Consider the following 26,009-nt stretch of genomic DNA (forward strand, 5'->3'; position numbering starts at 1 on the left):
GCAAAATGGAAAAATCATATAGTGATAGTGCAAAAAATGTTCTTGAAATTGCTAAAGAGCAAGCACAAAACTTTCACCATCGAATTATTGGAACAGAGCATGTTCTGCTTGCTTTAGTAATTGAAGCTAATGGGGATGCTGGAAAACTTTTGCGTGAAAGAAATGTAACACCAACCTTAGTGCGAGAAGAAATTGAAAGATATACTGGTTATGGTTCAAGTCCAAAGGCAACATACATGGAAATGTCCCCCCGCTTAAGTCTAGTTTTGAATTTTGCTAAACAAAAGGCTGACGAATTAGGGATTGCTCAAATTGAGACAAAACATATTTTGCTAGGTTTGTTAGCTAGTGATCAAATTTTAGCAAGTTTAATTTTGAAAAATATTGGTGTAGATCCACGAGATTTAAGTCAGGATGTAAATGACAGTTTCATGGATGGTTCTGGGGAAGAAGATAATGTTCTTGGTATTTCTTCAGCCACTGGCATGAAAAAAGGTAAGTCACTGACTCCAAATTTAGATAAAGTTAGTGTGAATCTAAATAAAAGAGCCCGTGAAGGTGCAATTGACCCAGTAATTGGTAGAGATAAAGAAATAAAAAGAGTAATTCAAATCTTATCTCGAAGAACTAAAAATAATCCTGTTTTAGTGGGAGAACCGGGTGTTGGTAAGACTGCAGTTGCACAAGGAATAGCAGCCGCAATTGTAAATCATGAAGTTCCAGATACTCTAGCTAAAAAACGAGTTATGGCATTGGACATGGGAAGTTTAATTGCTGGAACTAAATATCGTGGTGAATTTGAAGATAGAATGAAGAAAATTCTAAAAGAAATTCAACGTGATGGTTCTGTCATCTTATTTGTTGATGAAATGCATACTTTGATTGGTGCAGGTGGAGCAGAAGGCGCAATTGATGCTTCAAATATCTTAAAGCCTTCATTAGCACGTGGTGATATTCAAATGATTGGTGCTACTACTTTTGATGAGTACCAAAAATATATTGAAAAAGATCAAGCTTTAGCAAGACGTTTTCAACAAGTAAAAATTGGTGAACCTTCAAAAGAAGAAACTGTGGATATTTTAAAGGGCTTGCGCTCTAAATATGAAAAATTCCACAATGTAAAAATTGAAGATGAAGCAATTAAGGATGCAGTTGAATTTTCAACACGTTATATTGCTAATCGGTTCTTACCTGATAAAGCTATTGATTTGATTGATGAAGCAAGTGCAGCTGTAAAAATTCAAGCAATTGGTAAAAGTGATCCACGTTTAACAAAACTTGATACGCAAATTAATGATGTTATTCATCAAAAAGAACAGGCTGCAGAGAATCAAAATTTTGTTCAAGCAGCTAAATTACGGGATGAAGAAAATAAGCTTACACAGGATCGGGATAAATTAATCGAAAAAGTAGAGAATAAAAACTCTAAAAAGTCGATTGTTGATTCTGATAAGATCGCTCAAATTGTATCTGAATGGACTGGTGTGCCTGTTACTAGGATGAAGAAGAGTGAAACAAAACGTTTAGCTCACTTAGAAAATATTTTACATGAACGTGTAATTGGACAGGACGAAGCTATTAGTGCCGTAAGTCGAGCAATTAGACGAAGCAGAAGCGGGATTAAGGATGAAAATCGTCCAATCGGTTCATTCTTATTCTTAGGACTTACTGGTGTTGGTAAGACAGAATTAGCTAAAGCTCTTGCTGCAGCAGTGTTTGGCTCAGAACGCAATATTATTCGTGTCGACATGTCTGAATACATGGATCAGATTGCAACAAGCAAATTAATTGGTTCGGCACCGGGATATGTAGGATACGAAGAAGGCGGTCAGCTTTCAGAACGTGTAAGACGTAATCCATATTCCGTAATTTTGTTAGATGAGGTAGAAAAAGCTCATCCAGATGTGTTTAATTTATTGCTTCAAGTTTTAGATGAAGGATTTTTAACTGATTCTAAAGGTAGAAAAGTCGATTTTAGAAATACAATTATTATCATGACTTCTAACCTTGGTTCACGTAGTTTACAAGAAGATAAAACAGTTGGATTTGCAGCTGATAATGCCGATAAGAATAAACTTCAACAAGAAAAAGTTACGGCAGCAGTTAAACAATTCTTCAGACCAGAATTTTTAAACAGAATTGATGAAACAGTTGTCTTTGATAGTTTAACTAAGAAGCAATTGCGTGAAATTGTTAGCTTGATGACCGGTCATTTAGTAGATCGTTTAGCTAAAAAAGATGTAACCTTAAAGATTTCACCAGCAGCTTTAGATGTATTAGCTAAAAATGGATTTGATCCAGAGATGGGTGCCCGTCCATTACGTCGTGCAATTCAACATGAACTTGAAGATGTAATTGCTGAAGATTTAATTAGTGAAAAGATTAAGGCTGGTCAAATTGTAAAAATTGGAGCCCATCAGGGTAAATTAAAATTTACAATTGTTGATAAAGAGAAGACTTTAGTTAAAAATTAGTTTTTTGACAAATTAGTAATATAAGTGTAAAATACTAAACGTTTAAAAGGCTGAAATTCAGGATTTCGCTGATCTATTGTCCAGCGAGATGATAAAACAAAAACGACATTTACGTTGTTTTTGTTTTTTTGTACCCAAATTTTGACTTTTTGCAATTTGTAACACAAATGTAATATTTAGATTCTTATATAAGAAAGGATGTTTTCTTTGTTAGGACACGCTGTGAACTACGGTAGTCACCGGACAAGACGTAGCTTCTCTCGAATTAAAGAAGTATTGAAGTTACCTAACTTGACTGATGTACAAACGCAATCTTACAAGTGGTTTCTTAATGAGGGTATTCGTGAAATGTTTGACGACATTATGCCGATTTCAGACTTTTCAGGAAAACTTTCTTTAGAGTTTGTTGACTACAAGCTTTTGAAACCAAAATACACTCTTGAAGAAGCACGTGATCATGATGCTAATTATTCTGCTCCTCTTCATGTAACTTTGAAGTTAACTAATCATGAAACGGGAGAAATCAAGACTCAAGATGTCTTCTTTGGGGAATTCCCATTAATGACTGATTCAGGTACTTTCGTTATTAATGGTGCTGAGAGAGTTATCGTTTCTCAGCTTGTTAGATCTCCTGGTGTTTACTACAATTCAGATTTTGATAAAAATGGTCGCCAAATTTTCGGTGCTACAGTTATTCCTAACCGTGGTGCATGGCTTGAATATGAAACTGATTCAAAAGATTTAGCTTATGTTCGTATTGATCGTACTCGTAAGCTTCCTTTAACTGTTTTAATTCGTGCTTTAGGATTTGGCTCTGATAGTGAAATTGCGGATATGTTTGGTGAAAGTGACTCACTTCGTTTCACTTTAGAAAAAGATATCCACAAGAATCCTGCTGATTCTCGCGTTGCAGAAGCATTAAAGGATATTTATGAAAGACTACGTCCAGGTGAACCTAAGACAACTGATTCATCTCGCTCACTTTTATATGCTAGATTCTTTGATCCAAGAAGATATGATTTAGCTCCAGTTGGTCGTTATAAGATCAATAAGAAACTTTCTTTAAAGAATCGTTTACTAAGACAAACTTTAGCTGAAACTTTAGCTGATCCTGATACTGGTGAAATCATTGCTAAAAAGGGTGACGTTGTTACCCATGAACTTCTTGATAAATTATCACCTTACTTAGATCGTGATGACTTCAAGATGGTAACTTATGAACCTTCAAAGGAAGGCGTGTTACCTGATCCAGTAACAGTTCAAGAAATTAAGGTATATTCTAAAGTTGATCCTGAACGTGTAGTTAAATTAATGTCTAACGGCCACATTGCAGATGATGTTAAACATTTAACTCCTGCTGATGTATTGGCATCAATTAACTACTTCTTCGATCTTCAAGATAATATCGGTACTACTGATGATATTGACCACTTAGGTAACCGTCGTATTCGTCGTGTAGGGGAATTACTTCAAAACCAATTTAGAATTGGTTTAGCAAGAATGGAACGTGTTGTACGTGAAAGAATGTCCATTCAAGATATTTCTACTGTTACACCACAACAATTAATCAATATTCGTCCTGTTGTTGCTTCAGTTAAGGAATTCTTTGGTTCATCACAATTATCACAATTTATGGATCAAAACAACCCACTTGGTGAGTTAACCCACAAGCGTCGTATGTCAGCCTTAGGACCTGGCGGTTTATCTCGTGACCGTGCTGGATATGAAGTTCGTGACGTGCACTATACTCACTATGGTCGTTTATGTCCTATTGAAACTCCTGAAGGACCTAATATCGGTTTGATTAACTCTTTGGCAACTTACGCTATTGTTAACAAGTATGGTTTCATTGAAACACCATACCGTCGTGTTTCTTGGGATACTCACAAGGTTACCGACAAGATCGACTACTTAACTGCTGATGTAGAAGATAATTACATCATTGCTGGTGCGAACGCTCGCTTAAATGAAGATGGTTCTTTCAAAGATAAGATTGTCTTAGCCCGTCATAAGGAAGATAACCTAGAAGTTACTCCTGATAAGATCGACTACATGGACGTTATTCCTAAACAAGTAGTTTCAGTAACGTCTGCATGTATTCCTTTCCTTGAAAACGACGACTCTAACCGTGCTTTGATGGGGGCTAACCACCAACGTCAAGCTGTTCCATTGATTAATCCACATGCACCACTTGTTGGTACTGGTATGGAATATCGTGCAGCCCATGACTCAGGGGATGCATTACTTGCTAAAGCTCCTGGTGTAGTTGAATATGTTGATGCAAACGAAATTAGAATTAGAAGAGACGATGATACTTTAGACAAGTATGTTCTTGAAAAATTCCGTCGTTCAAACGCAACTAAGAACTACAACCAAACTCCAGCGGTTAAGCAAGGCGAACGTGTAGTTGCAGATGAAGTTATTGCTGATGGTCCATCAATGGAAAACGGCGAATTAGCTCTAGGTCAAAACCCAATTATTGCATTCTTGACTTGGAACATGTACAACTATGAAGATGCCGTTATGATTTCTGAACGTATGGTTAAAGATGATGTCTACACTTCTATTCATATTGAAGATTATGAATCAGAAGCACGCGATACTAAGTTAGGACCGGAAGAAATCACACGTGAAATTCCAAATGTCGGTGAAGATGCACTTAAAGACCTCAATGAAGAAGGTATTGTTCGCATTGGTGCTGAAGTTCAAGATGGCGACATTTTAGTTGGTAAAGTAACTCCTAAAGGTGTGACTGAATTATCAGCTGAAGAACGTTTACTTCACGCTATCTTTGGTGAAAAAGCTCGTGAAGTTCGTGATACTTCCTTGCGTGTACCTCACGGTGGTGGCGGTATTGTTCAAAACGTTCAAGTCTTTACTCGTGAAGCAGGCGATGAATTACCACCTGGTGTAAATAAGATGGTTCGTGTTTACATCGTTCAAAAACGTAAGATCCAAGTTGGTGACAAGATGTCTGGTCGTCACGGAAACAAGGGTACTATTGCTTTGGTTTGTCCTGAAGAAGATATGCCATATTTACCAGATGGTCGTCCGGTAGACATTTGTTTGAACCCAATGGGTGTGCCTTCTCGTATGAATATTGGACAGGTTCTTGAATTACACTTAGGTATTGCTGCTAAACAGCTTGGTATTCACGTTGCTACTCCAGTATTTGATGGTGCTTCTGAAGATGATATGTGGAATATGGTCCGTGAAGCTGGTATTGGAAAAGATGGTAAAACTGTTCTTTACGATGGACGTACTGGTGAACCATTCCATAACCGTGTTTCAGTAGGGGTTATGTACTACTTGAAATTAGCTCACATGGTTGATGATAAGATCCACGCACGTTCAATTGGGCCTTACTCACTTGTTACTCAACAACCACTTGGTGGTAAAGCACAATTTGGTGGTCAGCGTTTTGGTGAAATGGAAGTTTGGGCTCTTGAAGCTTATGGTGCTGCCTACACTCTACAAGAAATCTTAACTTACAAGTCAGATGACGTTGTAGGTCGTGTTAAGGCATATGAGGCTATTGTTAAGGGTGAAAAAATTCCAAAACCTGGTGTTCCAGAATCATTCCGTGTTCTTGTGAAAGAATTACAATCTCTTGGTTTGGATATCAAGGTCTTAGATATGGATCATAAAGAAATTGAATTGCGTGATATGGATGATGATTCTAACGATCACTTCAATATCGATACTTTATCTAAACTTGCTGAACAACAAGAAAAGAAGAAGTTAGCTGAAGAAGCTGCAAAAAAGGACGATAAGTCAGATGAACCTGTAGATGAGAGTGATTCTTCAACTTCATCTGATGACAAGGTTTCTAAGTAATATAGGAGGTTAAACTTTTGATCGACGTAAATAAGTTTGAAAGTATGCAAATCGGTTTGGCTTCTCCAAACAAGATCAGAAGTTGGTCTTATGGTGAAGTTAAAAAACCAGAAACTATCAACTATCGTACTTTGAAGCCAGAAAAAGATGGTTTGTTCGATGAAAGAATCTTCGGGCCAACTAAAGACTGGTCTTGTGCTTGTGGTAAGTACAAGGGTATTCGCTACCGTGGCATTGTTTGTGATAGATGTGGTGTTGAAGTTACTTCTGCTAAGGTAAGAAGAGAACGTATGGGTCACATTGAACTAGCTGCACCAGTTTCACATATCTGGTATTTCAAAGGTATCCCTTCACGTATGGGATTAGTCTTAGATATTTCACCTCGTGCATTGGAAGAAGTAATTTATTTTGCTGCTTACATTGTTATCGATGCAGGTGATACTGATCTTGAAGATAAGCAACTTTTAACAGAAGCTGAATATCGTGAAAAGAAAGCGAAATTCGGTGATCGTTTTGAAGCCAAAATGGGTGCTGAAGCTGTGAAAGAACTTCTAGAACAAGTAGATATTGATAAAGAAGTTCATGAATTAAAAGAAGAATTAAAGACTGCTACTGGTCAAAAGAGAACTCGGGCTATCAGAAGATTGGACATCTTGGATGCCTTTAAGAATTCAGGTAACAAGCCTTCATGGATGGTTATGGATTGTATTCCTGTTATTCCACCAGACTTGAGACCAATGGTTCAACTTGATGGTGGACGTTTCGCAACTTCTGACTTGAACGATTTATACAGACGTGTAATCAACCGTAACAATCGTTTAAAGAGATTGTTAGACTTAAATGCACCAAGAATTATCGTTCAAAACGAAAAGCGTATGCTTCAAGAAGCAGTTGACGCATTAATTGACAACGGTAGACGTGGACGTCCAGTTGTCGGACCAGGTAATCGTCCTCTTAAATCTCTTTCTCACATGTTAAAGGGTAAGCAAGGACGTTTCCGTCAAAACTTACTTGGTAAACGTGTTGACTACTCAGGTCGTTCAGTTATCGATGTTTCACCTGAATTAAAGTTTTACCAATGTGGTGTGCCACGTCCAATGGCTCTAGAATTATTTAAGCCATTTGTAATGCACGAATTAGTAAAACGTGGTTTAGCATCTAACATTAAGAATGCTAAGCGTAAGATTGACCGTGAAGATGATGATATCTGGGATATCTTAGAAGATGTAATTAAAGAAAGACCAGTTCTTTTAAACCGTGCACCTACTCTTCACCGTTTAGGTATTCAAGCCTTTGAACCAGTTCTGGTACCTGGTAAATCAATTCGTCTTCACCCACTTGCTTGTGAAGCTTACAATGCCGACTTTGATGGTGACCAGATGGCCATTCATGTTCCATTATCTGATGAAGCTGTAGCAGAATCACGTTTACTGATGCTTGCTGCTCACCATATCTTAGCTCCTAAGGATGGTAAGCCAATCGTTACACCTTCTCAGGATATTGTTTTGGGTAACTACTGGTTAACTCAAGCAGAGCGTGGTCGTGAAGGTGAGGGAATGATCTTTGATTCACCAGCCGAAGCAGCTATTGCATATGCAAATGGTGATATTCACTATCATACTCGTATTGGTTTAGCAGCTGATTCAATGCCAGAAAAGCCATGGCCAAAAGGCTATGAACATGGAATTTTTGTAACTACTTATGGTAAACTAGTTTTCAATCAAATTTTCCCTAAGGATTTCTACTACATTAATGATCCAACTCAAGAAAATCTTACTCACCCAGTAGATGAAAGATACTTCTTACAGCCAGGTGAAGATATCCATGAAAAGCTTGATAATATGAAGCTTGGTCAAGCCTTTAAGAAGGGATTCTTGTCAGATTCTATTGCTCAAATCTACAAGGATTACAAAGTTCAAAGAACTTCTGATTTCTTGGATGATTTGAAGGAACTAGGCTACACTGTATGTACTACTTCTGGTTTAACTATCGGTGTTGAAGATATTCCTACAATTAGTGATAAAGATGATATTGTAGCAGAAGCTCGTAAGAAAGTTGATGTTGTTTCTAAGCAATACCGTCGTGGTTTGATCACTGATGAAGAAAGACATGATCGAGTAATTAGTATTTGGAATAATTGTAAAGACATTGTTCAAAATGAAATTGCTCAAATTCATGCACCAAGAAACCCAATTACAATCATGGCCGATTCTGGTGCTCGTGGTAACATTTCTAACTTTACTCAGCTTGCTGGTATGCGTGGCTTGATGGCCGCTCCTAACGGAGGAATGATGGAAATTCCTGTTACTTCAAACTTCCGTGAAGGTTTGTCTGTTTTGGAAATGTTCATGTCTACTCACGGTGCTCGTAAGGGTATGACGGATACCGCCTTGAAGACTGCCAACTCTGGTTACTTAACTCGTCGTTTGGTAGACGTAGCTCAAGATGTCATTATTCGTGAAGAAGATTGTGGCACTGATCGTGGTTTAACTGTTCACGCAATTACTGAAGGCGATGAAATGATTGAACCATTATTTGACCGTTTAGTTGGTCGCTACACTTCTAAGAGTGTTTACGATCCAGAAACTCATGAAGTGATTTGTCCAGCTGATGTCTTAATGGACGAAGATATGGCTCATAAGATCGTTGATGCTGGAGTTACTGAAGTAACAATTCGTTCCGTCTTTACTTGCAACACTCAACATGGTGTATGTAAGAAATGTTACGGTATGAACCTTGCTACTGGTGACGATGTTGAAGTTGGTGAAGCAGTTGGTACTGTTGCTGCTCAATCAATTGGTGAACCTGGTACTCAGTTAACTATGCGTAATTTCCACAACGGTGGTGTTGCTGGTGCCGCAGATATTACTCAAGGTTTACCTCGTGTTCAAGAGTTGTTTGAAGCTCGTAATCCTAAAGGTCGTGCTACAATTTCTGAAGTAACTGGTGAAGTAACTTCAATTGAAGAAGATCCAGCAGAACACACTCGTCAAATTACTGTTAAGGGACAAACTGATACCCGTACTTATGACGTACCATATACTGCCTCAGTAGCAGTTGCTGAAGGCGATCACGTTGTACGTGGAGATAAGTTAACTCTTGGTTCTATCGATCCTAAGGAATTGATTCGTGTACGTGATGCATTGACTACCGAAAAATACATTCTAAGTGAAATTCAAAAAGCTTATAGAATGCAGGGTGTAGAAATTGCCGACAAACACGTTGAAGTTATGGCACGTCAAATGCTTCAAAAGGTTCGTATTCTTGACCCAGGTGAAACTGATATCTTACCAGGTGAATTGATGGATATTGGTGAATTTAAGGCAAGAAACCGTGAAGTAATTATTTCCGGTGGTATTCCTGCTACTGCACAAAGCGTAATTCTTGGTATTACCAAGGCCGCTCTTGAAACTAATAGTTTCTTATCTGCAGCTTCATTCCAGGAAACTACTCGTGTTCTTACTGATGCTTCTATTCGCGGCAAGAACGATCCATTACTTGGTCTTAAGGAAAATGTTATTATTGGTAAGATTATTCCTGCAGGTACTGGTATGCCAGTTTACCGTGAAATGGAACCTAAAGTTGATGTTCCTGAAGATGAAAAGAAAAAGTCAGTTTATTCTATAGCTGATATTGAAAAGAAATTAGCTGCAGCTGATGCAGAGAAAGACAATGGTTCAGCTGACTAATCGTCCTTTCAAAACTTAAACATTTGTGTTAAAAAAGCCTATTTGTGTAAAAACGAGTAGGCTTTTTGTGTTATTAGAGAAAATTATAAAATATAAGGCTTAAAAAAATAAAAGGAACAAAGGGATATGTGTTCCGTTTGTCACCAACTATATGATTAATAAGTAAAAAAATAGAAGCTAAAAGAAAAATATATTGTGCAGTATAAAAATCATAGTAAAAAATTAGAATAACAAAAATGATTGTATCACCATAGCCGAATTTATTTTTTAAATTCATTATTAAAAAAATTAAAATTATAGCAAATATTAATATCCATTCTATTAACTCGTAGTTTAAAAAGGCACGATTAAGAACGACGATAGAAATTAAGGGGAAAAGGAGAGAAATAGGAAAAGAGTGGTCAAAATAATCAAAGATACTAATTAGGAAAATAAAGGTAATGAATAAATAGGAAGATTGATCAAGATAGGGATTTAAGGGCAAAAATGCAAGACCGCCAAGTAGTTCACAATATAATGCTTCTATAGGAATAGGTGCCTTGCAGAAAAAGCAATGTCCCTTATATCGTATAAATGAAAATATAGGAATTTGATTAAGAAGGGTAAGAGGAATTTTGCAACTATCGCAGTGAGATTTCTCCAAGATAAAATTTTCCTGTTCAAAACGTTGTACGATTACTAACAAGTGGGAACCGATGATAGTTCCGAATATAAAATTAAGTCCATAAATGAATAATGTTGGCATTTTTTACCTCCAATATTTATATACGCAAAATCAAAAAAAGTTTTTTAAATTGTTTACTGAATTAAAAAATCATGTTACACTAGCCATTGTGCTATTAAAAACATGATGTCCGTGAGGTCAGAAAAGAAACTCCCGGATGTGTGAACAATTTTAGGAGGAAATTTTAATGCCAACAATTAACCAATTGGTTAGAAAAGGCCGTCACTCAAAGACGACTAAATCTGATTCACCAGCTTTAAACTATGCTTACAACAGCATGAAGAAAAAGATGAACTACAACCCAGCACCTCAAATGCGTGGAGTTGCAACTCGTGTAGGTACTATGACACCTAAGAAGCCTAACTCAGCTTTACGTAAGTACGCTCGTGTTCGTCTTTCAAACTTAATTGAAGTTACTGCTTACATCCCTGGTATTGGTCACAACTTACAAGAACACTCCGTTGTTTTAATTCGTGGTGGTCGTGTAAAGGACCTTCCTGGTGTTCGTTACCACATCATTCGTGGTGCTTTGGATACTGCAGGTGTTGATGGTAGAAAACAAGGCCGTTCTAAGTACGGTGCTAAAAAGGGTTAAACAGTTAATAGGAGGGACTACTAATGCCTAGAAAAGGTAATATTGCTAAGAGAGATGTTTTAGCAGATCCAGTTTACAACTCTAAATTGGTTACTAAGTTAATTAACCACTTAATGATTGATGGTAAGAAAGCAAAGGCATCTTCAATTCTTTACGATGCTTTTGGTATTATTCAAGATAAGACTGGTAAGGAACCAGTTGAAGTTTTTGAAGAAGCAATGAACAATGTTATGCCAGTTTTGGAAGTTAAAGCTCGCCGTATCGGTGGTTCTAACTACCAAATCCCAGTTGAAGTTCGTCCAGAAAGAAGAACTACTCTTGGCTTAAGATGGCTTGTTTCATACGCACGTTTACGTAATGAACATACTATGGATGAACGTCTTGCAAACGAAATTATGGATGCTGCTAACAACACTGGTTCAGCAGTTAAGAAACGTGAAGACGTCCACAGAATGGCAGAAGCAAACCGTGCATTTGCTCACTACCGCTTCTAATCGTTAGTTTGTAAAAGGAGATTAATCTTATGGCTAACAAACGTGAATTCCCTTTGGATAAAACACGTAACATTGGTATCATGGCCCACATCGATGCCGGTAAAACTACTACTACTGAACGTATTTTGTACTATACTGGTAAGATCCACAAAATTGGTGAAACTCACGAAGGTGACTCACAAATGGACTGGATGGAAGAAGAAAAGGAACGTGGTATCACTATTACTTCCGCAGCTACTACTGCTCAATGGAAGGATTACAGAATTAACATTATTGATACCCCAGGACACGTTGACTTCACTATCGAAGTAGAACGTTCACTTCGTGTTCTTGATGGTGCCGTAACTGTTCTTGATGCTCAAGCTGGTGTTGAACCACAAACTGAAAATGTTTGGCGTCAAGCTGAAACTTACGGTGTTCCTCGTATTGTTTTTGTTAACAAGATGGACAAGATCGGTGCTGACTTCGATAAGTCTGTTAAATCATTACATGAACGTTTAAACGCAAACGCACAAGCTGTTCAAATGCCTATTGGTTCAGCAGACACTTTTGAAGGTGTTATTGACTTAATCAACATGGTTGCTGATGTTTATGATGAAGATAAACTTGGTTCAAAATGGGATACTATTCCTGTTCCTGATGAATACAAGGAAGAAGCTTTAAAACGTCGTAACGAATTAATTGAAGCTGTTGCTGATGTTGATGATGGCATTATGGACAAGTACTTAGGCGGTGAAGAAATTTCTAACGACGAATTAAAGGCAGCTATCCGTAAAGCTACTTTAAACTTAGAATTCTTCCCAGTTTACGCAGGTTCAGCATTCAAGAACAAGGGTGTTCAAATGATGCTTGATGGTGTTGTTGATTACTTACCATCACCACTTGACGTAAAACCTTACGTTGCTCATGATCCTAAGACTGGTGACGAAGTTGAACTTATGGCTGACGATAAGAAACCATTTGCAGCTTTAGCATTTAAGATTGCAACTGATCCATTTGTTGGTCGTTTAACTTTCATCCGTGTTTACACTGGTTCACTTCAATCAGGTTCTTACGTATTAAATGCATCAAAGAACTCTCGTGAACGTGTTGGTCGTTTGCTTCAAATGCACGCTAACTCAAGAACTGAAATTCCAGAAGTATTCTCAGGTGATATCGCTGGTGCTATTGGTTTGAAGAACACTACTACTGGTGACTCCTTAACTGATCCAGCTCACCCACTTATCTTGGAAAGTTTACAAGTTCCAGATCCAGTTATCCAAGTATCTGTTGAACCTAAGTCAAAAGCTGACCGTGATAAGATGGATGTTGCTTTACAAAAGCTTACTGAAGAAGACCCAACTTTCCGTGCTGAAACTAACCCAGAAACTGGTCAAACTTTGATTTCTGGTATGGGTGAATTACACTTAGACATCATGGTTGAACGTATGAAACGTGAATTTAACGTTGAAGCAACTATTGGTGAACCACAAGTTGCTTACCGTGAAACCTTCACTAAGGAAGCTAAAGCACAAGGTAAGTTTGTTCGTCAATCTGGTGGTAAAGGTCAATATGGAGATGTTTGGATCGAATTTACTCCAAACGAAGAAGGAAAGGGTTACGAATTCGAAGACGCTATCGTTGGTGGTGTAGTTCCTCGTGAATTTATTCCTTCAGTTGACCAAGGTTTACAAGAAGCTATGAAGAATGGTGTTCTTGCTGGTTACCCATTAATTGATGTTAAGGCTAAGTTATACGATGGTAGTTACCACGAAGTCGACTCATCAGAAGCTGCCTTCAAGGTTGCTGCATCTCTTGCTTTGAGAAATGCTGCTTCTAAGGCTGGTGCCGTTATTCTTGAACCTATCATGAAAGTTCAAGTAACTACTCCAGAAGAATACCTAGGTGATGTAATGGGTTCAATCACTGCACGCCGTGGTTCTATGGAAGGTATGGAAGATAGAGCTGGTGCTAAAGTAATCAACTCATTTGTTCCACTTTCAGAAATGTTTGGTTACGCAACTACTTTGCGTTCATCAACTCAAGGTCGTGGTACATTTACTATGGTATTTGACCACTACTCACCAACTCCTAAGTCTATTCAAGCTGACATCATCAAAAAACGTGGTGGCGAAGACGCTGAATAATTTTAATTAGAGAGTTAAAGAAAAGAGATATCGAAGGATATCTCTTTTTTTGTACAAAAAATAAAATAAAATGCTGAGAAAGCTTGCTATTTAAGGAAAGACACAGTACAATAGTAAACGTGCGAAAATATTGGAGGGGTATTACCCCATGCACAAAAGCAATGCTTTGACGCAAAAGGTTGCGGCACACCAGGCTGCATTGCCACAGAGGTGAGTCGGTAATTTTTGCCGAGCTAGTCATCTTTTAAAGAAGACGAAGGAGGTTATTAGATGGCAAGTCAACAAATTCGTATTAGATTAAAGTCATACGAACATGGTATTCTCGATGAATCAGCTGCTAAGATTGTAGCTACTGCTGAAAGAACAGGCGCACAAATTTCTGGTCCTGTTCCACTACCTACGGAAAGAACTTTATTCACTGTTTTACGTTCACCACACAAGAACAAGGATTCACGTGAACAATTTGAAATCCGTACACACAAGCGTTTAATTGATATTTTGAATCCAACACCTAAGACTGTTGATTCATTAATGAAGCTTGATTTACCAAGCGGCGTTGATATCGAGATTAAATTATAATTTAAAACATATATGGAGGTGTAATCATGACCAAAGGAATCTTAGGAAGAAAGGTCGGTATGACTCAAATCTTCACTAAAAACGGTATTTTGGTTCCTGTAACTGTTATCGAAGCAACCCCTAACGTTGTTTTACAAGTTAAAACTAACGAATCAGACGGTTACGAAGCAGTTCAAGTAGGTTACCAAGATATGCGTGAAGTATTGAGCAACAAACCTGCCAAAGGTCATGCTGCAAAAGCAAAGACTTCACCTAAGCGCTTCATTCGGGAAATCCGCGATGTCGAGCTTAAGGACTACGAAGTCGGCTCAGAAATCACGGTGGACTCATTTAGTGAAGGTGACGTAGTTGACGTTACTGGAACTACAAGAGGTCATGGTACTCAAGGTAACATCAAGCGTTGGGGCCAATCAAGAGGTCCAGAAACCCACGGTTCAAGATACCACAGAATCCCAGGTTCAATGGGTTCAATCATTAACCGTGTACCTAAGGGTAAAAAGTTACCTGGTCACATGGGTGGCAAGAAAGTTACCGTACAAAACTTAGTAATTGAAAAAGTTGTACCTGAAAAGAACGTACTTTTAATTAAGGGTAATGTTCCAGGTGCAAAGAACTCATTAATTTTTGTAAAATCTGCTGCTAAAGCTGCTAAATAGGAAGGAGGACTATAATGGCTAATTTAGAAATTATCGATCAAAAAGGTAAGTCTGCAGGTAATGTAGATTTAAATGAAGAAATCTTCGGTATTGAACCTAATGAAAGTGTTGTTTTTGATGCTATCATTAGACAAAGAGCTGGTAAGCGTCAAGGTACTTCTGCTGTAAAGAACAGATCAGCTGTTCGTGGCGGTGGTAAGAAGCCTTGGAGACAAAAAGGTACTGGTCGTGCTCGTCAAGGTTCTATTAGAGCTCCACAATGGCGTGGTGGTGGTACTGTATTTGGCCCAACTCCTCGTTCATACAAGATGGATATGCCTCGTAAAGCACGTCGTTTAGCTATGAAGTCAGTTCTTTCCCAAAAAGTTGCTGACAATGATCTAATCATTCTTGATCAATTAACTTTAGAAGCACCTAAGACTAAAGAATTAAAAGCTATCTTAGATAATGCTAATGTTTCTGGTAAGGTTTTAGTTGTGTCTGATGATAAGAATGTTCAATTATCAGGTAAGAACCTTCCAAAAGTGAAAGTTGTACCTGTTAATGGCTTAAATGTTGTTGATGCGGTTGACTACCAAAAACTTGTATTAACTCAAGACGCTATTAAGAGAATTGAGGAGGTTTTGGCATAATGGATGCACGTGATATCATCTTACGGCCTGTAGTTACCGAAAAATCCATGAACTTAATGGATGATAAAAAGTATACTTTTGATGTGCTTGTATCAGCTACCAAGACTCAAGTTCGTAATGCAATCGAAGAAATTTTTGATGTAAAAGTTAAAAATGTTAACATTATGAACGTTCGCGGTAAAGAAAAGAGAGTTGGTCGTTACACTGGTAAGACTGCTCGCCGTAGAAAAGCAATCGTTACTTTAACTGAAGATTCTAATGACATTAAGATCTTCAATGATAATAAAGAAAATTAGTAAATAGGAGGTCAGTCAATTGGCAATTATCAAATATAAGCCAACTACAAACGGCAGACGTAATATGACTTCTTCCGACTTTGCTGAAATTACCAAGAAAAAGCCTGAAAAGACTTTACTTGAATCTCAAAGTCATACTGCTGGTCGTAACTCATACGGTCATATTACTGTTAGACACCGTGGTGGTGGTCACAAACAAAAATACCGTATCATTGACTTCAAGCGTAACAAGGATGATGTAAAAGCAGTTGTTAAGGCTATCGAATACGATCCAAACAGAACTGCTAATATCGCTCTTCTTCACTACACTGATGGTATTAAAGCTTACATTTTAGCACCTAAGGGTCTAAAAGTTGGTGCTGTTGTTGAATCTGGTCCAGATGCTGATATTAAGCCAGGTAATGCATTACCATTATCTGCTATTCCAGCTGGTACTGAAATTCACAATATTGAATTAAAGCCTGGTAAAGGTGGACAATTAGTAAGAAGTGCTGGTACTGTTGCACAAGTTCTTGGTAATGATGGTAAGTACACTTTAGTTAGACTTCAAAGTGGTGAAGTTCGTAAGATTTTATCAACTTGCCGTGCTACTATCGGTTCTGTTGGTAATGAACAACACTCATTAATTCAATTAGGTAAAGCTGGTCGTAGTCGTTGGTTGGGTAAACGTCCACAATCTCGTGGTTCCGTAATGAACCCTAACGATCACCCACATGGTGGTGGTGAAGGTAAGGCTCCAGTTGGTCGTCCACAACCTATGACTCCATGGGGTAAGAAGTCTCGTGGTATTAAGACTAGAAACTCTAAGGCTAGAAGTGAAAAACTTATTATTCGTCACCGTAAAGGTAACAAATAATTAAACGAAGGAGGTTAATTAATGAGCCGTAGTATTAAAAAAGGTCCTTTTGCTGATGCAAGCCTTTTAAAGAAGATCGAAGCCCAAGAAGGTTCCGAAAAGAAACAAGTAATTAAAACATGGTCTCGTCGTTCAACTATTTTCCCTTCCTTTGTTGGTTTCACAATAGCTGTTTACGATGGAAGAAAACATGTGCCAGTATACATTACTGAAGATATGGTTGGTCATAAGTTAGGTGAATTCGTACCTACTAGAACTTTCCGCGGTCACAAGGTCGCTGATAAGGCCACTACTACAGTAGGTAAATAATAGGAAGGAGAGACATTTAAATGGCAGAACAAATTAGTTCAGCTAAAGCTGAAGCAAGAACAGTTCGCATCGCTCCTAGAAAAGCCCGTTTGGTAGTAGACCTTATTCGTGGAAAGAGTGTTGCTGAAGCTCTCGCAATCTTACAATTTACGCCAAGAGCTGCTTCCCCAATCGTTGAAAAAGTATTGAAGTCAGCTATTGCAAATGCTGAACACAACTACGATCTTGAAAGTGAAAACCTTTACGTATCAGAAGCATACGTTAACGAAGGTGCAACTTTAAAGAGATTCCGTCCACGTGCTAAGGGTATGGCTTCTCCAATTAATAAGAGAACTAGCCACGTAGTAGTTGTAGTATCTGAGAAGAACGATTAAGGGAGGTAAATTTAATGGGTCAAAAGATTAACCCAAATGGTTTCCGTCTCGGTGTTAACCGTGATTGGGAAGCAAAGTGGTATGCAGACAAAAACTACGCTGACACTTTAAATGAAGATTTACGTATTAGAAAGTTCATCTCTGAAAAGTTAGCTGATGCATCTGTTTCCACTGTGGAAATTGAACGTGCTGCAAACAGAATTAACATTTCTATCCACACTGCTAAGCCTGGTATGGTTATTGGTAAAGGTGGTAAGGAAGTTGAAGCTTTAAGAAAACAACTTAGTGCTTTAACTAACAAGAACGTTCACATTAATATTGTTGAAATTAAGAAGCCTGATTTAGATGCTAAATTAGTAGGCGAAGGCATTGCTCGTCAACTTGAAGCAAGAATTGCATTTAGACGTGCAACTCGTCAAGCAACTCAAAGATCTATGCGTTCTGGTGCTAAAGGTATCAAGGTTCAAACTGCTGGTCGTTTGAATGGTGCTGATATGGCAAGAAGAGAATGGCATACTGAAGGTAGTGTTCCACTTCATACTTTAAGAGCAGATATTGATTATGCTTGGGTAGAAGCTGCAACTACTTATGGTCAAATTGGTGTTAAGGTTTGGATTAACCGTGGAGAAATTTTACCACAACGTAAGAACAAACCTTCTAAGAAAGCGAAGGGAGGAAACTAATAGTGTTAGTACCTAAGCGTGTAAAGCACCGTCGTGAATTCCGCGGTAAAATGCGTGGTGAAGCCAAAGGTGGAAAGACCATTGCATTTGGTGAATATGGTTTAGAAGCTGTTGAATCTCACTGGATTACTAATAGACAAATCGAAGCTGCTCGTATTGCTATGACTCGTTTCATGAAGCGTGGCGGTAAAGTTTGGATTAGAATCTTCCCACAAAAATCCTACACTGCAAAAGGTGTTGGTGTTCGTATGGGTTCCGGTAAAGGTGCACCAGCTGGTTGGGTAGCTGTTGTTAAAAGAGGCAAGATTATGTTTGAAATCGGTGGCGTTTCAGAAGACGTTGCTCGTGAAGCTTTAAGACTTGCTTCAAACAAGCTTCCAATTAAGACTAAGTTTGTTAAGAAGAGTTCGGAAGTAGGTGGCGAATCTAATGAAGGCTAAAGATATCAGAGCATTAACCACTGATCAAATGTTAGAAAAGGAAAAGCAATATAAAGAAGAACTTTTTAATTTGCGTTTCCAACAAGCAACGGGTCAATTAGAGAACACCGCTCGCTTGAGACAAGTCCGCAAGAACATTGCTAGAATTAAGACAATTCTTAGCGAAAAAGAATTGAGCAAGAATTAGTTAACGGAAGGGAGTTATTAACTTGAGCGAAACTAACGAAAGAAATAATCGTCACGTATACCAAGGTCGAGTTGTTTCTGACAAGATGGATAAGACTATTACAGTTGTTGTAGATACCTACAAGAACCACCCTGTTTATAAGAAGCGTATCAAGTACTCAAAGAAGTATTACGCTCACGATGAAAACAACGAAGCTAAGATTGGCGATACTGTTCGTATCATGGAAACCCGTCCATTATCACATGCGAAGCGTTACCGTCTAACTAAGATTGTTAAGAAGTCAATTTAATTACGCGGATTTTATTGAGGGGAGGATAAACTAGTGATCCAACACGAAAGCCGTTTAAAGGTTGCTGACAACTCCGGTGCAAGAGAACTCCTAGTTATCAAGATTTTAGGTGGTTCTAAGCGTAAGACCGGTAATATTGGTGATATCGTAGTTGCTGCTGTTAAACAAGCAACACCAGGTGGCGTTGTCAAAAAAGGTGATGTTGTAAAAGCAGTTATTGTTAGAACAAAATCAGGTGCACGCCGTGAAGATGGTTCATACATCAAGTTCGACGAAAATGCAGCAGTTGTAATTAATGCTGATAAGAGTCCTCGTGGAACTCGTATTTTTGGGCCTGTAGCCCGTGAACTGCGTGAGCACGATTTCATGAAGATCGTATCTCTTGCTCCTGAAGTCTTATAATTTTTTAGGGAGGTGCACTGATGTTTGTTAAAACAGGTGACAAAGTAAAAGTTATTGCCGGTAAAGATAAAGGCAAAGAAGGCACTGTACTTTCAGTCAACGCCAAGACTAACCGTATCGTTGTCAAAGGTGTTAATAAGATCAAAAAGCATGAGAAACCTTCACAAACCAACGCTAATGGTGGTGTGGTAGAAAAAGAAGGTTCTATCCATGCATCTAATGTAAAAGTTATTGCTAAAAAAGAAGATAACAACAAATAGGAGGGAGGACGCACATGGCAAACAGTTTAGTAGAAAAATACTCAAATGAAATCGCACCAGCTATGAACAAAAAGTTTAATTACGATTCAGTTATGGAAATTCCTAAGATTGATAAGATCGTTTTAAACATGGGTGTCGGTGATGCAGTTTCTAATGCAAAGAATCTTGATGAAGCTGTAGAAGAATTGACTTTAATCTCAGGTCAAAAGCCTTTGATTACTAAAGCTAAGAAATCAATCGCAAACTTCCGTTTACGTGAAGGTATGTCTATTGGTGCTAAGGTAACTCTTAGAGGCGATAGAATGTACGATTTCTTGTACAAATTAATCAACGTTTCTCTTCCTCGAGTTCGTGATTTCCGTGGAATTAGTTCTAGATCATTTGATGGTCGTGGTAACTACACTTTAGGTATCAAAGAACAATTAATTTTCCCAGAAATTGATTACGACAAGGTAAACCGTGTTAGAGGTTTGGACGTTGTTATTGTAACTACTGCCAAGACAGATGAAGAAGCTCGTGAACTTCTTACTGAGTTTGGTATGCCTTTTGCTAAATAATTTGGAGGACATTAATGGCTAAAACATCACAAATCGTCAGAAATCATCGTCCTGCTAAGTTTTCATCTCGTGAATACACTCGTTGCGAGAGATGTGGCCGTCCACACTCTGTTTACCGCAAGTTCAAATTATGCCGTATTTGCTTAAAAGACTTAGCACACAAGGGTCAAATTCCTGGTGTTAAAAAGGCAAGTTGGTAATTAACGGTAAAGGAGGCAAATTAAATGGTCATGACAGATCCTATTGCAGATTACTTGACTAGAATTAGAAATGCCAACATGGCAAAACATACTTCTGTTGAGATTCCTGCATCATCAATGAAGAAATCACTTAGTGAAATCTTAAAGAACGAAGGCTTTATTCGCGATTACCAAGTTGAAGATGATAACAAACAAGGTATGATCAAGATTTTCTTGAAGTACGGTCCTAATAACGAACGCGTTATTTCTGGTTTAAAGCGTATTTCTAAGCCTGGTTTAAGAAACTATGTAAGTGCTGAAAACTTACCAAAAGTTCTTAATGGTCTTGGTATTGCTATCATTTCTACTTCTGCAGGTGTGATTACTGATAAAGAAGCTAGAGAAAAGAACGTCGGCGGCGAAGTTATTGCTTACGTTTGGTAATTTTGACAGAAAGGAGAACTATTAATGAGCCGAATTGGTTTAAAGGTCATCGAGGTTCCTGAAAAGGTCACAGTTACCAAGAATGGTGACGACATCACTGTTAAGGGACCAAAAGGTGAATTAACTAGATACTTTGATCCACGCATTACCTTTGAACAAAAAGATGGAGAAATTCATTTTAGTCGTTCAAGTGAAGCTGACAAAGCTCTTCACGGTACTGAAAGAGCAAACCTTGCTTCCATGATTGAAGGTGTAACTGATGGATATGTTAAGAAGTTAACTTTAGTTGGTGTTGGATACCGTGCAGTTGCACAAGGTAAGAAATTAACTTTAAATGTTGGTTACTCTCACCCAGTTGAATTTGAAGCACCAGAAGGTATTACTGTTAAAACTCCATCAGCAACTTCAATTGAAATCGAAGGTATTTCAAAACAAGTTGTTGGTCAATTTGCGGCAGAAATTCGTGACGTTCGTCCACCAGAACCTTACAAGGGTAAGGGTATTCGTTACGAAGACGAATATGTACGTCGCAAGGAAGGTAAGACTGGTAAATAATAAATAGAAAATTTTTGAGGTGAAATTGTGATTTCTAAACCAGATAAAAACAAATTACGCTTAAAGCGTCATAAACGTATTCGTGGAAAGATTTCTGGTACTGCTGAGCGCCCACGCTTAAGTGTTTTCCGTTCAAACAAAAACATCTACGCTCAATTAATTGATGATGTAGAGGGTGTAACGCTTGCAAGTGCCTCAACAAATGATAAAAATATTTCAGCAGAAGGTTCTAAAATGGAACAAGCTGCTGAAGTAGGTAAAGCTTTAGCTGAAACTGCTGCTAAGAAGAATATCAAGAGTGTTGTATTTGACAGAAGTGGTTACCTATACCACGGTCGTATTCAAGCTCTTGCTGATGCAGCACGTGAAAACGGATTAGAATTCTAGGAAAGGAGAATTAACTAATGGCAAACCGCAACGATTCTCGTAGAGATTCTCGTAAAGATCGTAAAAAAGACGATATTGAAGATCAATTAGTAGCAATTAACCGGATCACCAAGGTTGTTAAGGGTGGTCGTCGCATGAGATTTGCTGCTGTTGTAATCGTCGGCGATAGAAAAGGTCATGTAGGTTTTGGTACTGGTAAGGCTCAAGAAGTCCCAGAAGCTATCCGCAAGGCTGTTGAAGCTGGTAAAAAGAGAATGATTAAGGTACCTACTGTTGGTACTACTATTCCACATGAAGTTATGGGCCATTACGGTTCTGGTAACATTATGTTGAAGCCTGCTGAAGCTGGTTCTGGTGTTGCTGCTGGTGGTGCTGTTCGTATTATCATGGATTTAGCTGGTATTTCAGATGTTACTTCTAAATCACTTGGTTCAAATACACCAATCAATGTTATCCGTGCTACTATGGACGGTTTGAGTAAATTAAAGACTCGTGAAGATGTTTTGAAGCTTCGTGAGTCAGCAAAAAGCTTAGAAGATTAAGGAGATTAAATAATGGATTTAAAAGTTACCTTAATTAAAAGCGTCGCACACCGTCTTCCAAAACAAAGAAAAATTGTTAAAGCTCTTGGTCTTGGTAAGGTAAATAGCACTGTTGTTCTTCCAGACAACGCTGCAACTCGTGGCGCTTTATTGAAGATTGCTCACCTGATCTCAGTTGAAGAGGTTAATAAGTAATTAGAATCCAAGGAGGTGCCAATTAATGAAGCTTAATGAATTAAAACCAAATGAAGGTTCACGTCGCAACAGAAAACGTGTTGGTCGTGGTACTTCTAGTGGTTACGGTAAAACTGCTGGTCGTGGACAAAAGGGTCAATTAGCTCGTACTGGTGGTAAGACTCGTTTAGGTTTCGAAGGTGGTCAAATGCCATTATTCAGAAGAATGCCTAAGCGTGGTTTCAAGAACGTTAACCGCAAAGAATACGCTATTATTAATTTAAATGATTTAAACAGATTTGATGATGGTAGTGAAGTAACTATCGATACATTAAAATCATCAGGTTTAGTTAAAAAAGAACTTGCAGGAGTTAAGTTGTTAGCTAACGGTGAATTAAAGGTTAAGTTAACTGTAAAAGTTAACAAAGCCTCAGAAGCTGCTAAAAAAGCTGTTGAAGCCGCTGGCGGAACTGTTGAGGTGATCTAATGTTCTCGACCTTGAAGAACGCCTTTAAGGATAAAGATATTAGATCAAAAATCTTCTTTACTCTCTTTATCCTATTGCTTTATCGAATCGGAGCTAATATTACGGTTCCGGGTGTTAATGCAAAAGCTATTACACGGGTTGCACAAACTGGTTTAGTCCCAATGTTGGATACAGTTAGTGGTGGTGGATTAGATACTTATTCTATTTTTTCATTAGGTGTTTCACCTTACATCACTGCCCAAATTGTCATTCAATTACTCCAAATGGATATTGTTCCTAAGTTAGTTGAGTGGGGGAAACAAGGAGAAGTCGGAAGACGAAAAACAAATCAGGTAACGCGCTATCTTACTTTAGTCGTTGCTTTTGTTCAAAGTCTAGGAATTACTCTTGGTTTTAACGTTTTAACTGAAATGGGTTTGGTTAAAACGCAAACTCCTCAAACCTATATTGAGATTGCCATTATTATGACTGCTGGGACAATGCTTTTGACCTGGCTAGGTGATGAAATTACTGATAAGGGGCTCGGAAATGGTGTATCTGTTATTATTTTTGCAGGTATCATTGCTCGCCTTCCAAATGGAATTTATCAACTATATAAAGATTTCATCATTAATAATAGTGCTAGCGATCGTTGGCAAGGGATTTTGTTCTTCATCGCGATCATTATTGCCATTTTACTAGTAACTCAATTTGTTACATGGTTTCAACAAGCTGATTTACGAGTACCTATTCAATATACTCGTAGAGCAGCAACAAGTGGCTCCGAAAGTTTCCTACCATTAAAGGTTAACGTGTCTGGAGTTATTCCAGTTATTTTTGCCAGTTCCTTTATTATTACACCAGCTACAATTTTGATGGCTTTCCAAAGATCTCATGGAAATGAACAATGGTTTAAGATTTGTAATCAAATATTTAGTTTACAAACTACACCTGGTGCACTGATTTATACACTATTGATTATTTTGTTCACTTTCTTCTATGCCTTTGTTCAAGTAAATCCAGAAAAGTTGGCTGAGAACTTGCAAAAGCAAGGAGCCTATATTCCTAGCGTTTGGCCAGGAAAAGATACACAAAAATATGTATCTAAAATTTTGATTAGATTATCTACAGTAGGTGCGGTATTTTTAGGGCTAGTTGCCTTGTTACCACAACTTGCTACAAATATTTTTGGTTTACCAAGTTCAATTGGTCTTGGTGGAACGAGTCTTTTAATCGTTATTGGTGTTGTTTTAGAATTAGCTCGTCAAGTTGATGGGTTACTAATGAAACGCGAATACGTTGGATTTATTAGATAGTAAGGATAAAAATGATTAATTTAATTCTTTTAGGTTTGCCTGGGGCAGGCAAAGGAACAGCTTCTGAAAGCATTGTGGATAAGTATCACTTAGCACATATCTCTACCGGTGATATGTTTAGAGAAGCTATGGCTAATGAAACTCCTGTTGGTTTGGAAGCTAAAAGTTATATTGATAAAGGAAATTTGGTCCCAGATGAAGTTACAGCTAAGTTAGTTGAAGAACGACTTAAGCAACCCGACACTAAGAACGGATTCATCTTGGATGGATTTCCAAGAACCACTGTTCAAGCAGAACTTCTTGAAGATATAACTAAACGGTTGGAAAAACCGTTAACTAATGTAATTGCAATTGATGTTGATGAAGATGTTTTGATCAAACGTTTATCAGCACGTTACATTTGTAAAAAATGTGGTGCAACTTACAATAAGATTTCAAATCCAACTAAAGTAGAAGGTACTTGTGATCGTTGCGGAGGACATGAATTTTTCCAACGTGAGGATGACAAGCCAGAAGTTGTTAAAAATCGCTTAGAAGTTAACAAGAAAATGAATACTCCTCTTCGTGATTTTTATGAAGAAAAAGGAATTCTTTCAACTGTTAACGGTGAACAAACTCCGGAAAAAGTATTTGAAGACATTGACAAAATTTTAAGTAAAGACTAGTCTGTTATTGTTTTTTTACAATTCCGTGTTATAATGCCTAAGTGTGACTATTTGTTCATGTGGAGGAACAATTTTGGCAAAAGAAGATGTCATCGAAGTTGAGGGTAAGGTAGTTGATACCTTACCTAATGCTATGTTTAAAGTTGAATTAGAAAATGGTGCAACTATTTTAGCTCATGTGTCTGGTAAAATTAGAATGCACTACATTAGAATTTTACCTGGTGATAGAGTAACAGTTGAATTATCACCATATGATTTAACTAAGGGTAGGATTACGTATCGTTTTATTAAGTAATTACGGAGGCAAACATGAAAGTTAGACCATCTGTTAAACCAATGTGTGAACATTGCAAGATTATCAAAAGACATGGTCGTGTTATGGTGATTTGCTCTGCAAACCCTAAGCACAAACAACGTCAAGGTTAATAGTTAGATATTTTTATTAGGAGGTGCAATTTAATGGCACGTATTGCTGGTGTTGACTTACCCAGAAATAAAAGAGTTGTAGTCGCATTAACTTATATCTATGGTATTGGTGAACCAACTGCAAAAAAGATTTGTAAAGATGCTGGTATTTCTGAAGACATTCGTACTAATGACTTGACTCCAGAAGATCAAGAAAAATTACGTAGCGAAGTAGACAAGTACCGTGTTGAAGGTGATCTTCGTCGTGAAGTTAGCCTTAACATCAAGCGTTTAGTTGAAATTGGCTCATACCGTGGTATTCGTCACCGTCGTGGCTTACCAGTTCGTGGTCAAAATACCAAGAATAATGCTCGTACTCGTAAGGGTTCAAAGAGAAAATAATTTATTAAATAGGAG

The 26,009-nt window shown here is 37.9% G+C and carries 33 protein-coding genes; 32 read left to right on the top strand and 1 reads right to left on the bottom strand.

All coding sequences use genetic code 11. The annotated features are described in order from the left end of the window. Positions 1-5 precede the first annotated feature (5 nt). The 3 genes from GTO82_RS01575 (at position 6) to rpoC (ending at position 10,000) form a co-directional block, all read left to right on the top strand. A complete protein-coding gene (locus tag GTO82_RS01575) occupies positions 6-2,474 on the top strand; it encodes an ATP-dependent Clp protease ATP-binding subunit (RefSeq protein WP_180873534.1) in 2,469 nt (822 codons plus the stop codon). 198 nt (positions 2,475-2,672) lie between these two features. After that, the gene (locus GTO82_RS01580; protein WP_180873535.1) at positions 2,673-6,311 is read left to right on the top strand and encodes a DNA-directed RNA polymerase subunit beta; all 3,639 of its coding nucleotides are present in this window, start codon (positions 2,673-2,675) and stop codon (positions 6,309-6,311) included. Positions 6,312-6,328: 17 nt separating this feature from the next. Next, on the top strand, positions 6,329-10,000 hold the full coding sequence (gene rpoC / locus GTO82_RS01585; protein WP_023599205.1) for a DNA-directed RNA polymerase subunit beta': 3,672 nt from the start codon (positions 6,329-6,331) through the stop codon (positions 9,998-10,000). A gap of 73 nt (positions 10,001-10,073) precedes the next feature. Here rpoC and GTO82_RS01590 read toward each other — a convergent pair whose 3' ends face one another. Continuing rightward, positions 10,074-10,745 (bottom strand): prepilin peptidase, encoded by a 672-nt coding sequence (locus tag GTO82_RS01590; RefSeq protein ID WP_180873536.1) that lies wholly within the window; start codon positions 10,743-10,745, stop codon positions 10,074-10,076. Between the two features lie 166 nt (positions 10,746-10,911). Between GTO82_RS01590 and rpsL the strand changes: the two genes are divergently transcribed. The 29 genes from rpsL to rpsM all read left to right on the top strand — a co-directional run bounded on the left by rpsL (position 10,912) and on the right by rpsM (position 25,994). Continuing rightward, entirely contained in the window at positions 10,912-11,319 is a 408-nt protein-coding gene (rpsL, locus tag GTO82_RS01595; RefSeq protein ID WP_003647838.1) for a 30S ribosomal protein S12, read from the top strand. Between the two features lie 23 nt (positions 11,320-11,342). Then, the gene (gene rpsG, locus GTO82_RS01600) at positions 11,343-11,813 is read left to right on the top strand and encodes a 30S ribosomal protein S7 (RefSeq protein WP_004895884.1); all 471 of its coding nucleotides are present in this window, start codon (positions 11,343-11,345) and stop codon (positions 11,811-11,813) included. A gap of 29 nt (positions 11,814-11,842) precedes the next feature. Continuing rightward, positions 11,843-13,939, top strand: coding sequence for an elongation factor G (fusA, locus tag GTO82_RS01605; protein ID WP_014567086.1), 2,097 nt, complete (start codon positions 11,843-11,845; stop codon positions 13,937-13,939). A 270-nt stretch (positions 13,940-14,209) separates the two neighbouring features. Next, a complete protein-coding gene (rpsJ, locus tag GTO82_RS01610) occupies positions 14,210-14,518 on the top strand; it encodes a 30S ribosomal protein S10 (RefSeq protein WP_003647835.1) in 309 nt (102 codons plus the stop codon). A 26-nt stretch (positions 14,519-14,544) separates the two neighbouring features. Further along, positions 14,545-15,174, top strand: coding sequence for a 50S ribosomal protein L3 (gene rplC, locus GTO82_RS01615; protein WP_003649467.1), 630 nt, complete (start codon positions 14,545-14,547; stop codon positions 15,172-15,174). Between the two features lie 14 nt (positions 15,175-15,188). Then, positions 15,189-15,806 (top strand): 50S ribosomal protein L4, encoded by a 618-nt coding sequence (gene rplD, locus GTO82_RS01620; RefSeq protein ID WP_004895875.1) that lies wholly within the window; start codon positions 15,189-15,191, stop codon positions 15,804-15,806. Beyond that, on the top strand, positions 15,806-16,102 hold the full coding sequence (gene rplW / locus GTO82_RS01625) for a 50S ribosomal protein L23 (protein ID WP_004895873.1): 297 nt from the start codon (positions 15,806-15,808) through the stop codon (positions 16,100-16,102). The genes rplD and rplW overlap by 1 nt, the downstream gene beginning before the upstream one ends. Positions 16,103-16,121: 19 nt before the next feature. After that, positions 16,122-16,958 (top strand): 50S ribosomal protein L2, encoded by an 837-nt coding sequence (rplB, locus tag GTO82_RS01630; RefSeq protein WP_004895870.1) that lies wholly within the window; start codon positions 16,122-16,124, stop codon positions 16,956-16,958. A 21-nt stretch (positions 16,959-16,979) separates the two neighbouring features. Then, positions 16,980-17,267 (top strand): 30S ribosomal protein S19, encoded by a 288-nt coding sequence (gene rpsS, locus GTO82_RS01635; protein WP_003647831.1) that lies wholly within the window; start codon positions 16,980-16,982, stop codon positions 17,265-17,267. Between the two features lie 20 nt (positions 17,268-17,287). Next, positions 17,288-17,641 carry a 50S ribosomal protein L22 gene (gene rplV, locus GTO82_RS01640; RefSeq protein WP_135352506.1) on the top strand — a complete coding sequence of 118 codons (354 nt, stop codon included), beginning with the start codon at positions 17,288-17,290 and terminating at the stop codon, positions 17,639-17,641. 14 nt (positions 17,642-17,655) lie between these two features. Next, on the top strand, positions 17,656-18,324 hold the full coding sequence (gene rpsC / locus GTO82_RS01645) for a 30S ribosomal protein S3 (RefSeq protein ID WP_012845643.1): 669 nt from the start codon (positions 17,656-17,658) through the stop codon (positions 18,322-18,324). 2 nt (positions 18,325-18,326) lie between these two features. Continuing rightward, a complete protein-coding gene (gene rplP, locus GTO82_RS01650; RefSeq protein ID WP_004895865.1) occupies positions 18,327-18,764 on the top strand; it encodes a 50S ribosomal protein L16 in 438 nt (145 codons plus the stop codon). Continuing rightward, positions 18,754-18,951, top strand: a complete 198-nt coding sequence (rpmC, locus tag GTO82_RS01655) for a 50S ribosomal protein L29 (RefSeq protein ID WP_003647828.1) — start codon at positions 18,754-18,756, stop codon at positions 18,949-18,951. Before rplP ends, rpmC begins: the two co-directional genes overlap by 11 nt. A gap of 22 nt (positions 18,952-18,973) precedes the next feature. Beyond that, positions 18,974-19,240 carry a 30S ribosomal protein S17 gene (gene rpsQ / locus GTO82_RS01660; RefSeq protein ID WP_003647827.1) on the top strand — a complete coding sequence of 89 codons (267 nt, stop codon included), beginning with the start codon at positions 18,974-18,976 and terminating at the stop codon, positions 19,238-19,240. A 33-nt stretch (positions 19,241-19,273) separates the two neighbouring features. Continuing rightward, positions 19,274-19,642: a 50S ribosomal protein L14 gene (gene rplN / locus GTO82_RS01665; RefSeq protein WP_003647826.1), complete on the top strand. Its 369-nt coding sequence runs from the start codon at positions 19,274-19,276 to the stop codon at positions 19,640-19,642. 20 nt (positions 19,643-19,662) lie between these two features. Next, positions 19,663-19,902, top strand: coding sequence for a 50S ribosomal protein L24 (gene rplX, locus GTO82_RS01670; RefSeq protein WP_004895861.1), 240 nt, complete (start codon positions 19,663-19,665; stop codon positions 19,900-19,902). Positions 19,903-19,916: 14 nt separating this feature from the next. Beyond that, entirely contained in the window at positions 19,917-20,459 is a 543-nt protein-coding gene (rplE, locus tag GTO82_RS01675) for a 50S ribosomal protein L5 (protein WP_004895859.1), read from the top strand. A gap of 14 nt (positions 20,460-20,473) precedes the next feature. After that, positions 20,474-20,659 carry a type Z 30S ribosomal protein S14 gene (locus tag GTO82_RS01680; protein ID WP_003647824.1) on the top strand — a complete coding sequence of 62 codons (186 nt, stop codon included), beginning with the start codon at positions 20,474-20,476 and terminating at the stop codon, positions 20,657-20,659. 24 nt (positions 20,660-20,683) lie between these two features. Further along, positions 20,684-21,082, top strand: coding sequence for a 30S ribosomal protein S8 (gene rpsH / locus GTO82_RS01685; protein ID WP_004895856.1), 399 nt, complete (start codon positions 20,684-20,686; stop codon positions 21,080-21,082). A gap of 24 nt (positions 21,083-21,106) precedes the next feature. Continuing rightward, complete coding sequence (gene rplF, locus GTO82_RS01690) at positions 21,107-21,637, top strand: 50S ribosomal protein L6 (protein ID WP_011161522.1); 531 nt, start codon at positions 21,107-21,109, stop codon at positions 21,635-21,637. Positions 21,638-21,664: 27 nt separating this feature from the next. Next, positions 21,665-22,024, top strand: coding sequence for a 50S ribosomal protein L18 (rplR, locus tag GTO82_RS01695; RefSeq protein WP_004895852.1), 360 nt, complete (start codon positions 21,665-21,667; stop codon positions 22,022-22,024). Between the two features lie 17 nt (positions 22,025-22,041). Further along, the gene (gene rpsE / locus GTO82_RS01700) at positions 22,042-22,566 is read left to right on the top strand and encodes a 30S ribosomal protein S5 (protein ID WP_003647820.1); all 525 of its coding nucleotides are present in this window, start codon (positions 22,042-22,044) and stop codon (positions 22,564-22,566) included. Positions 22,567-22,575: 9 nt separating this feature from the next. Further along, the gene (gene rpmD, locus GTO82_RS01705) at positions 22,576-22,761 is read left to right on the top strand and encodes a 50S ribosomal protein L30 (RefSeq protein ID WP_024273012.1); all 186 of its coding nucleotides are present in this window, start codon (positions 22,576-22,578) and stop codon (positions 22,759-22,761) included. 25 nt (positions 22,762-22,786) lie between these two features. Beyond that, complete coding sequence (gene rplO, locus GTO82_RS01710) at positions 22,787-23,227, top strand: 50S ribosomal protein L15 (RefSeq protein ID WP_003649460.1); 441 nt, start codon at positions 22,787-22,789, stop codon at positions 23,225-23,227. Next, positions 23,227-24,522, top strand: coding sequence for a preprotein translocase subunit SecY (gene secY / locus GTO82_RS01715; protein WP_004895849.1), 1,296 nt, complete (start codon positions 23,227-23,229; stop codon positions 24,520-24,522). The genes rplO and secY overlap by 1 nt, the downstream gene beginning before the upstream one ends. An 11-nt stretch (positions 24,523-24,533) precedes the next feature. Then, complete coding sequence (locus tag GTO82_RS01720) at positions 24,534-25,187, top strand: adenylate kinase (RefSeq protein ID WP_004895847.1); 654 nt, start codon at positions 24,534-24,536, stop codon at positions 25,185-25,187. Between the two features lie 73 nt (positions 25,188-25,260). Further along, positions 25,261-25,482 (top strand): translation initiation factor IF-1, encoded by a 222-nt coding sequence (gene infA, locus GTO82_RS01725; protein ID WP_003647816.1) that lies wholly within the window; start codon positions 25,261-25,263, stop codon positions 25,480-25,482. Positions 25,483-25,496: 14 nt separating this feature from the next. Then, the gene (rpmJ, locus tag GTO82_RS01730; RefSeq protein ID WP_003647815.1) at positions 25,497-25,613 is read left to right on the top strand and encodes a 50S ribosomal protein L36; all 117 of its coding nucleotides are present in this window, start codon (positions 25,497-25,499) and stop codon (positions 25,611-25,613) included. Positions 25,614-25,646: 33 nt separating this feature from the next. Next, positions 25,647-25,994, top strand: a complete 348-nt coding sequence (gene rpsM, locus GTO82_RS01735; RefSeq protein ID WP_003647814.1) for a 30S ribosomal protein S13 — start codon at positions 25,647-25,649, stop codon at positions 25,992-25,994. The last annotated feature ends 15 nt before the right edge of the window (positions 25,995-26,009 follow it).

This window comes from Lactobacillus johnsonii, assembly GCF_013487865.1.
Taxonomy (GTDB): domain Bacteria; phylum Bacillota; class Bacilli; order Lactobacillales; family Lactobacillaceae; genus Lactobacillus; species Lactobacillus johnsonii_A.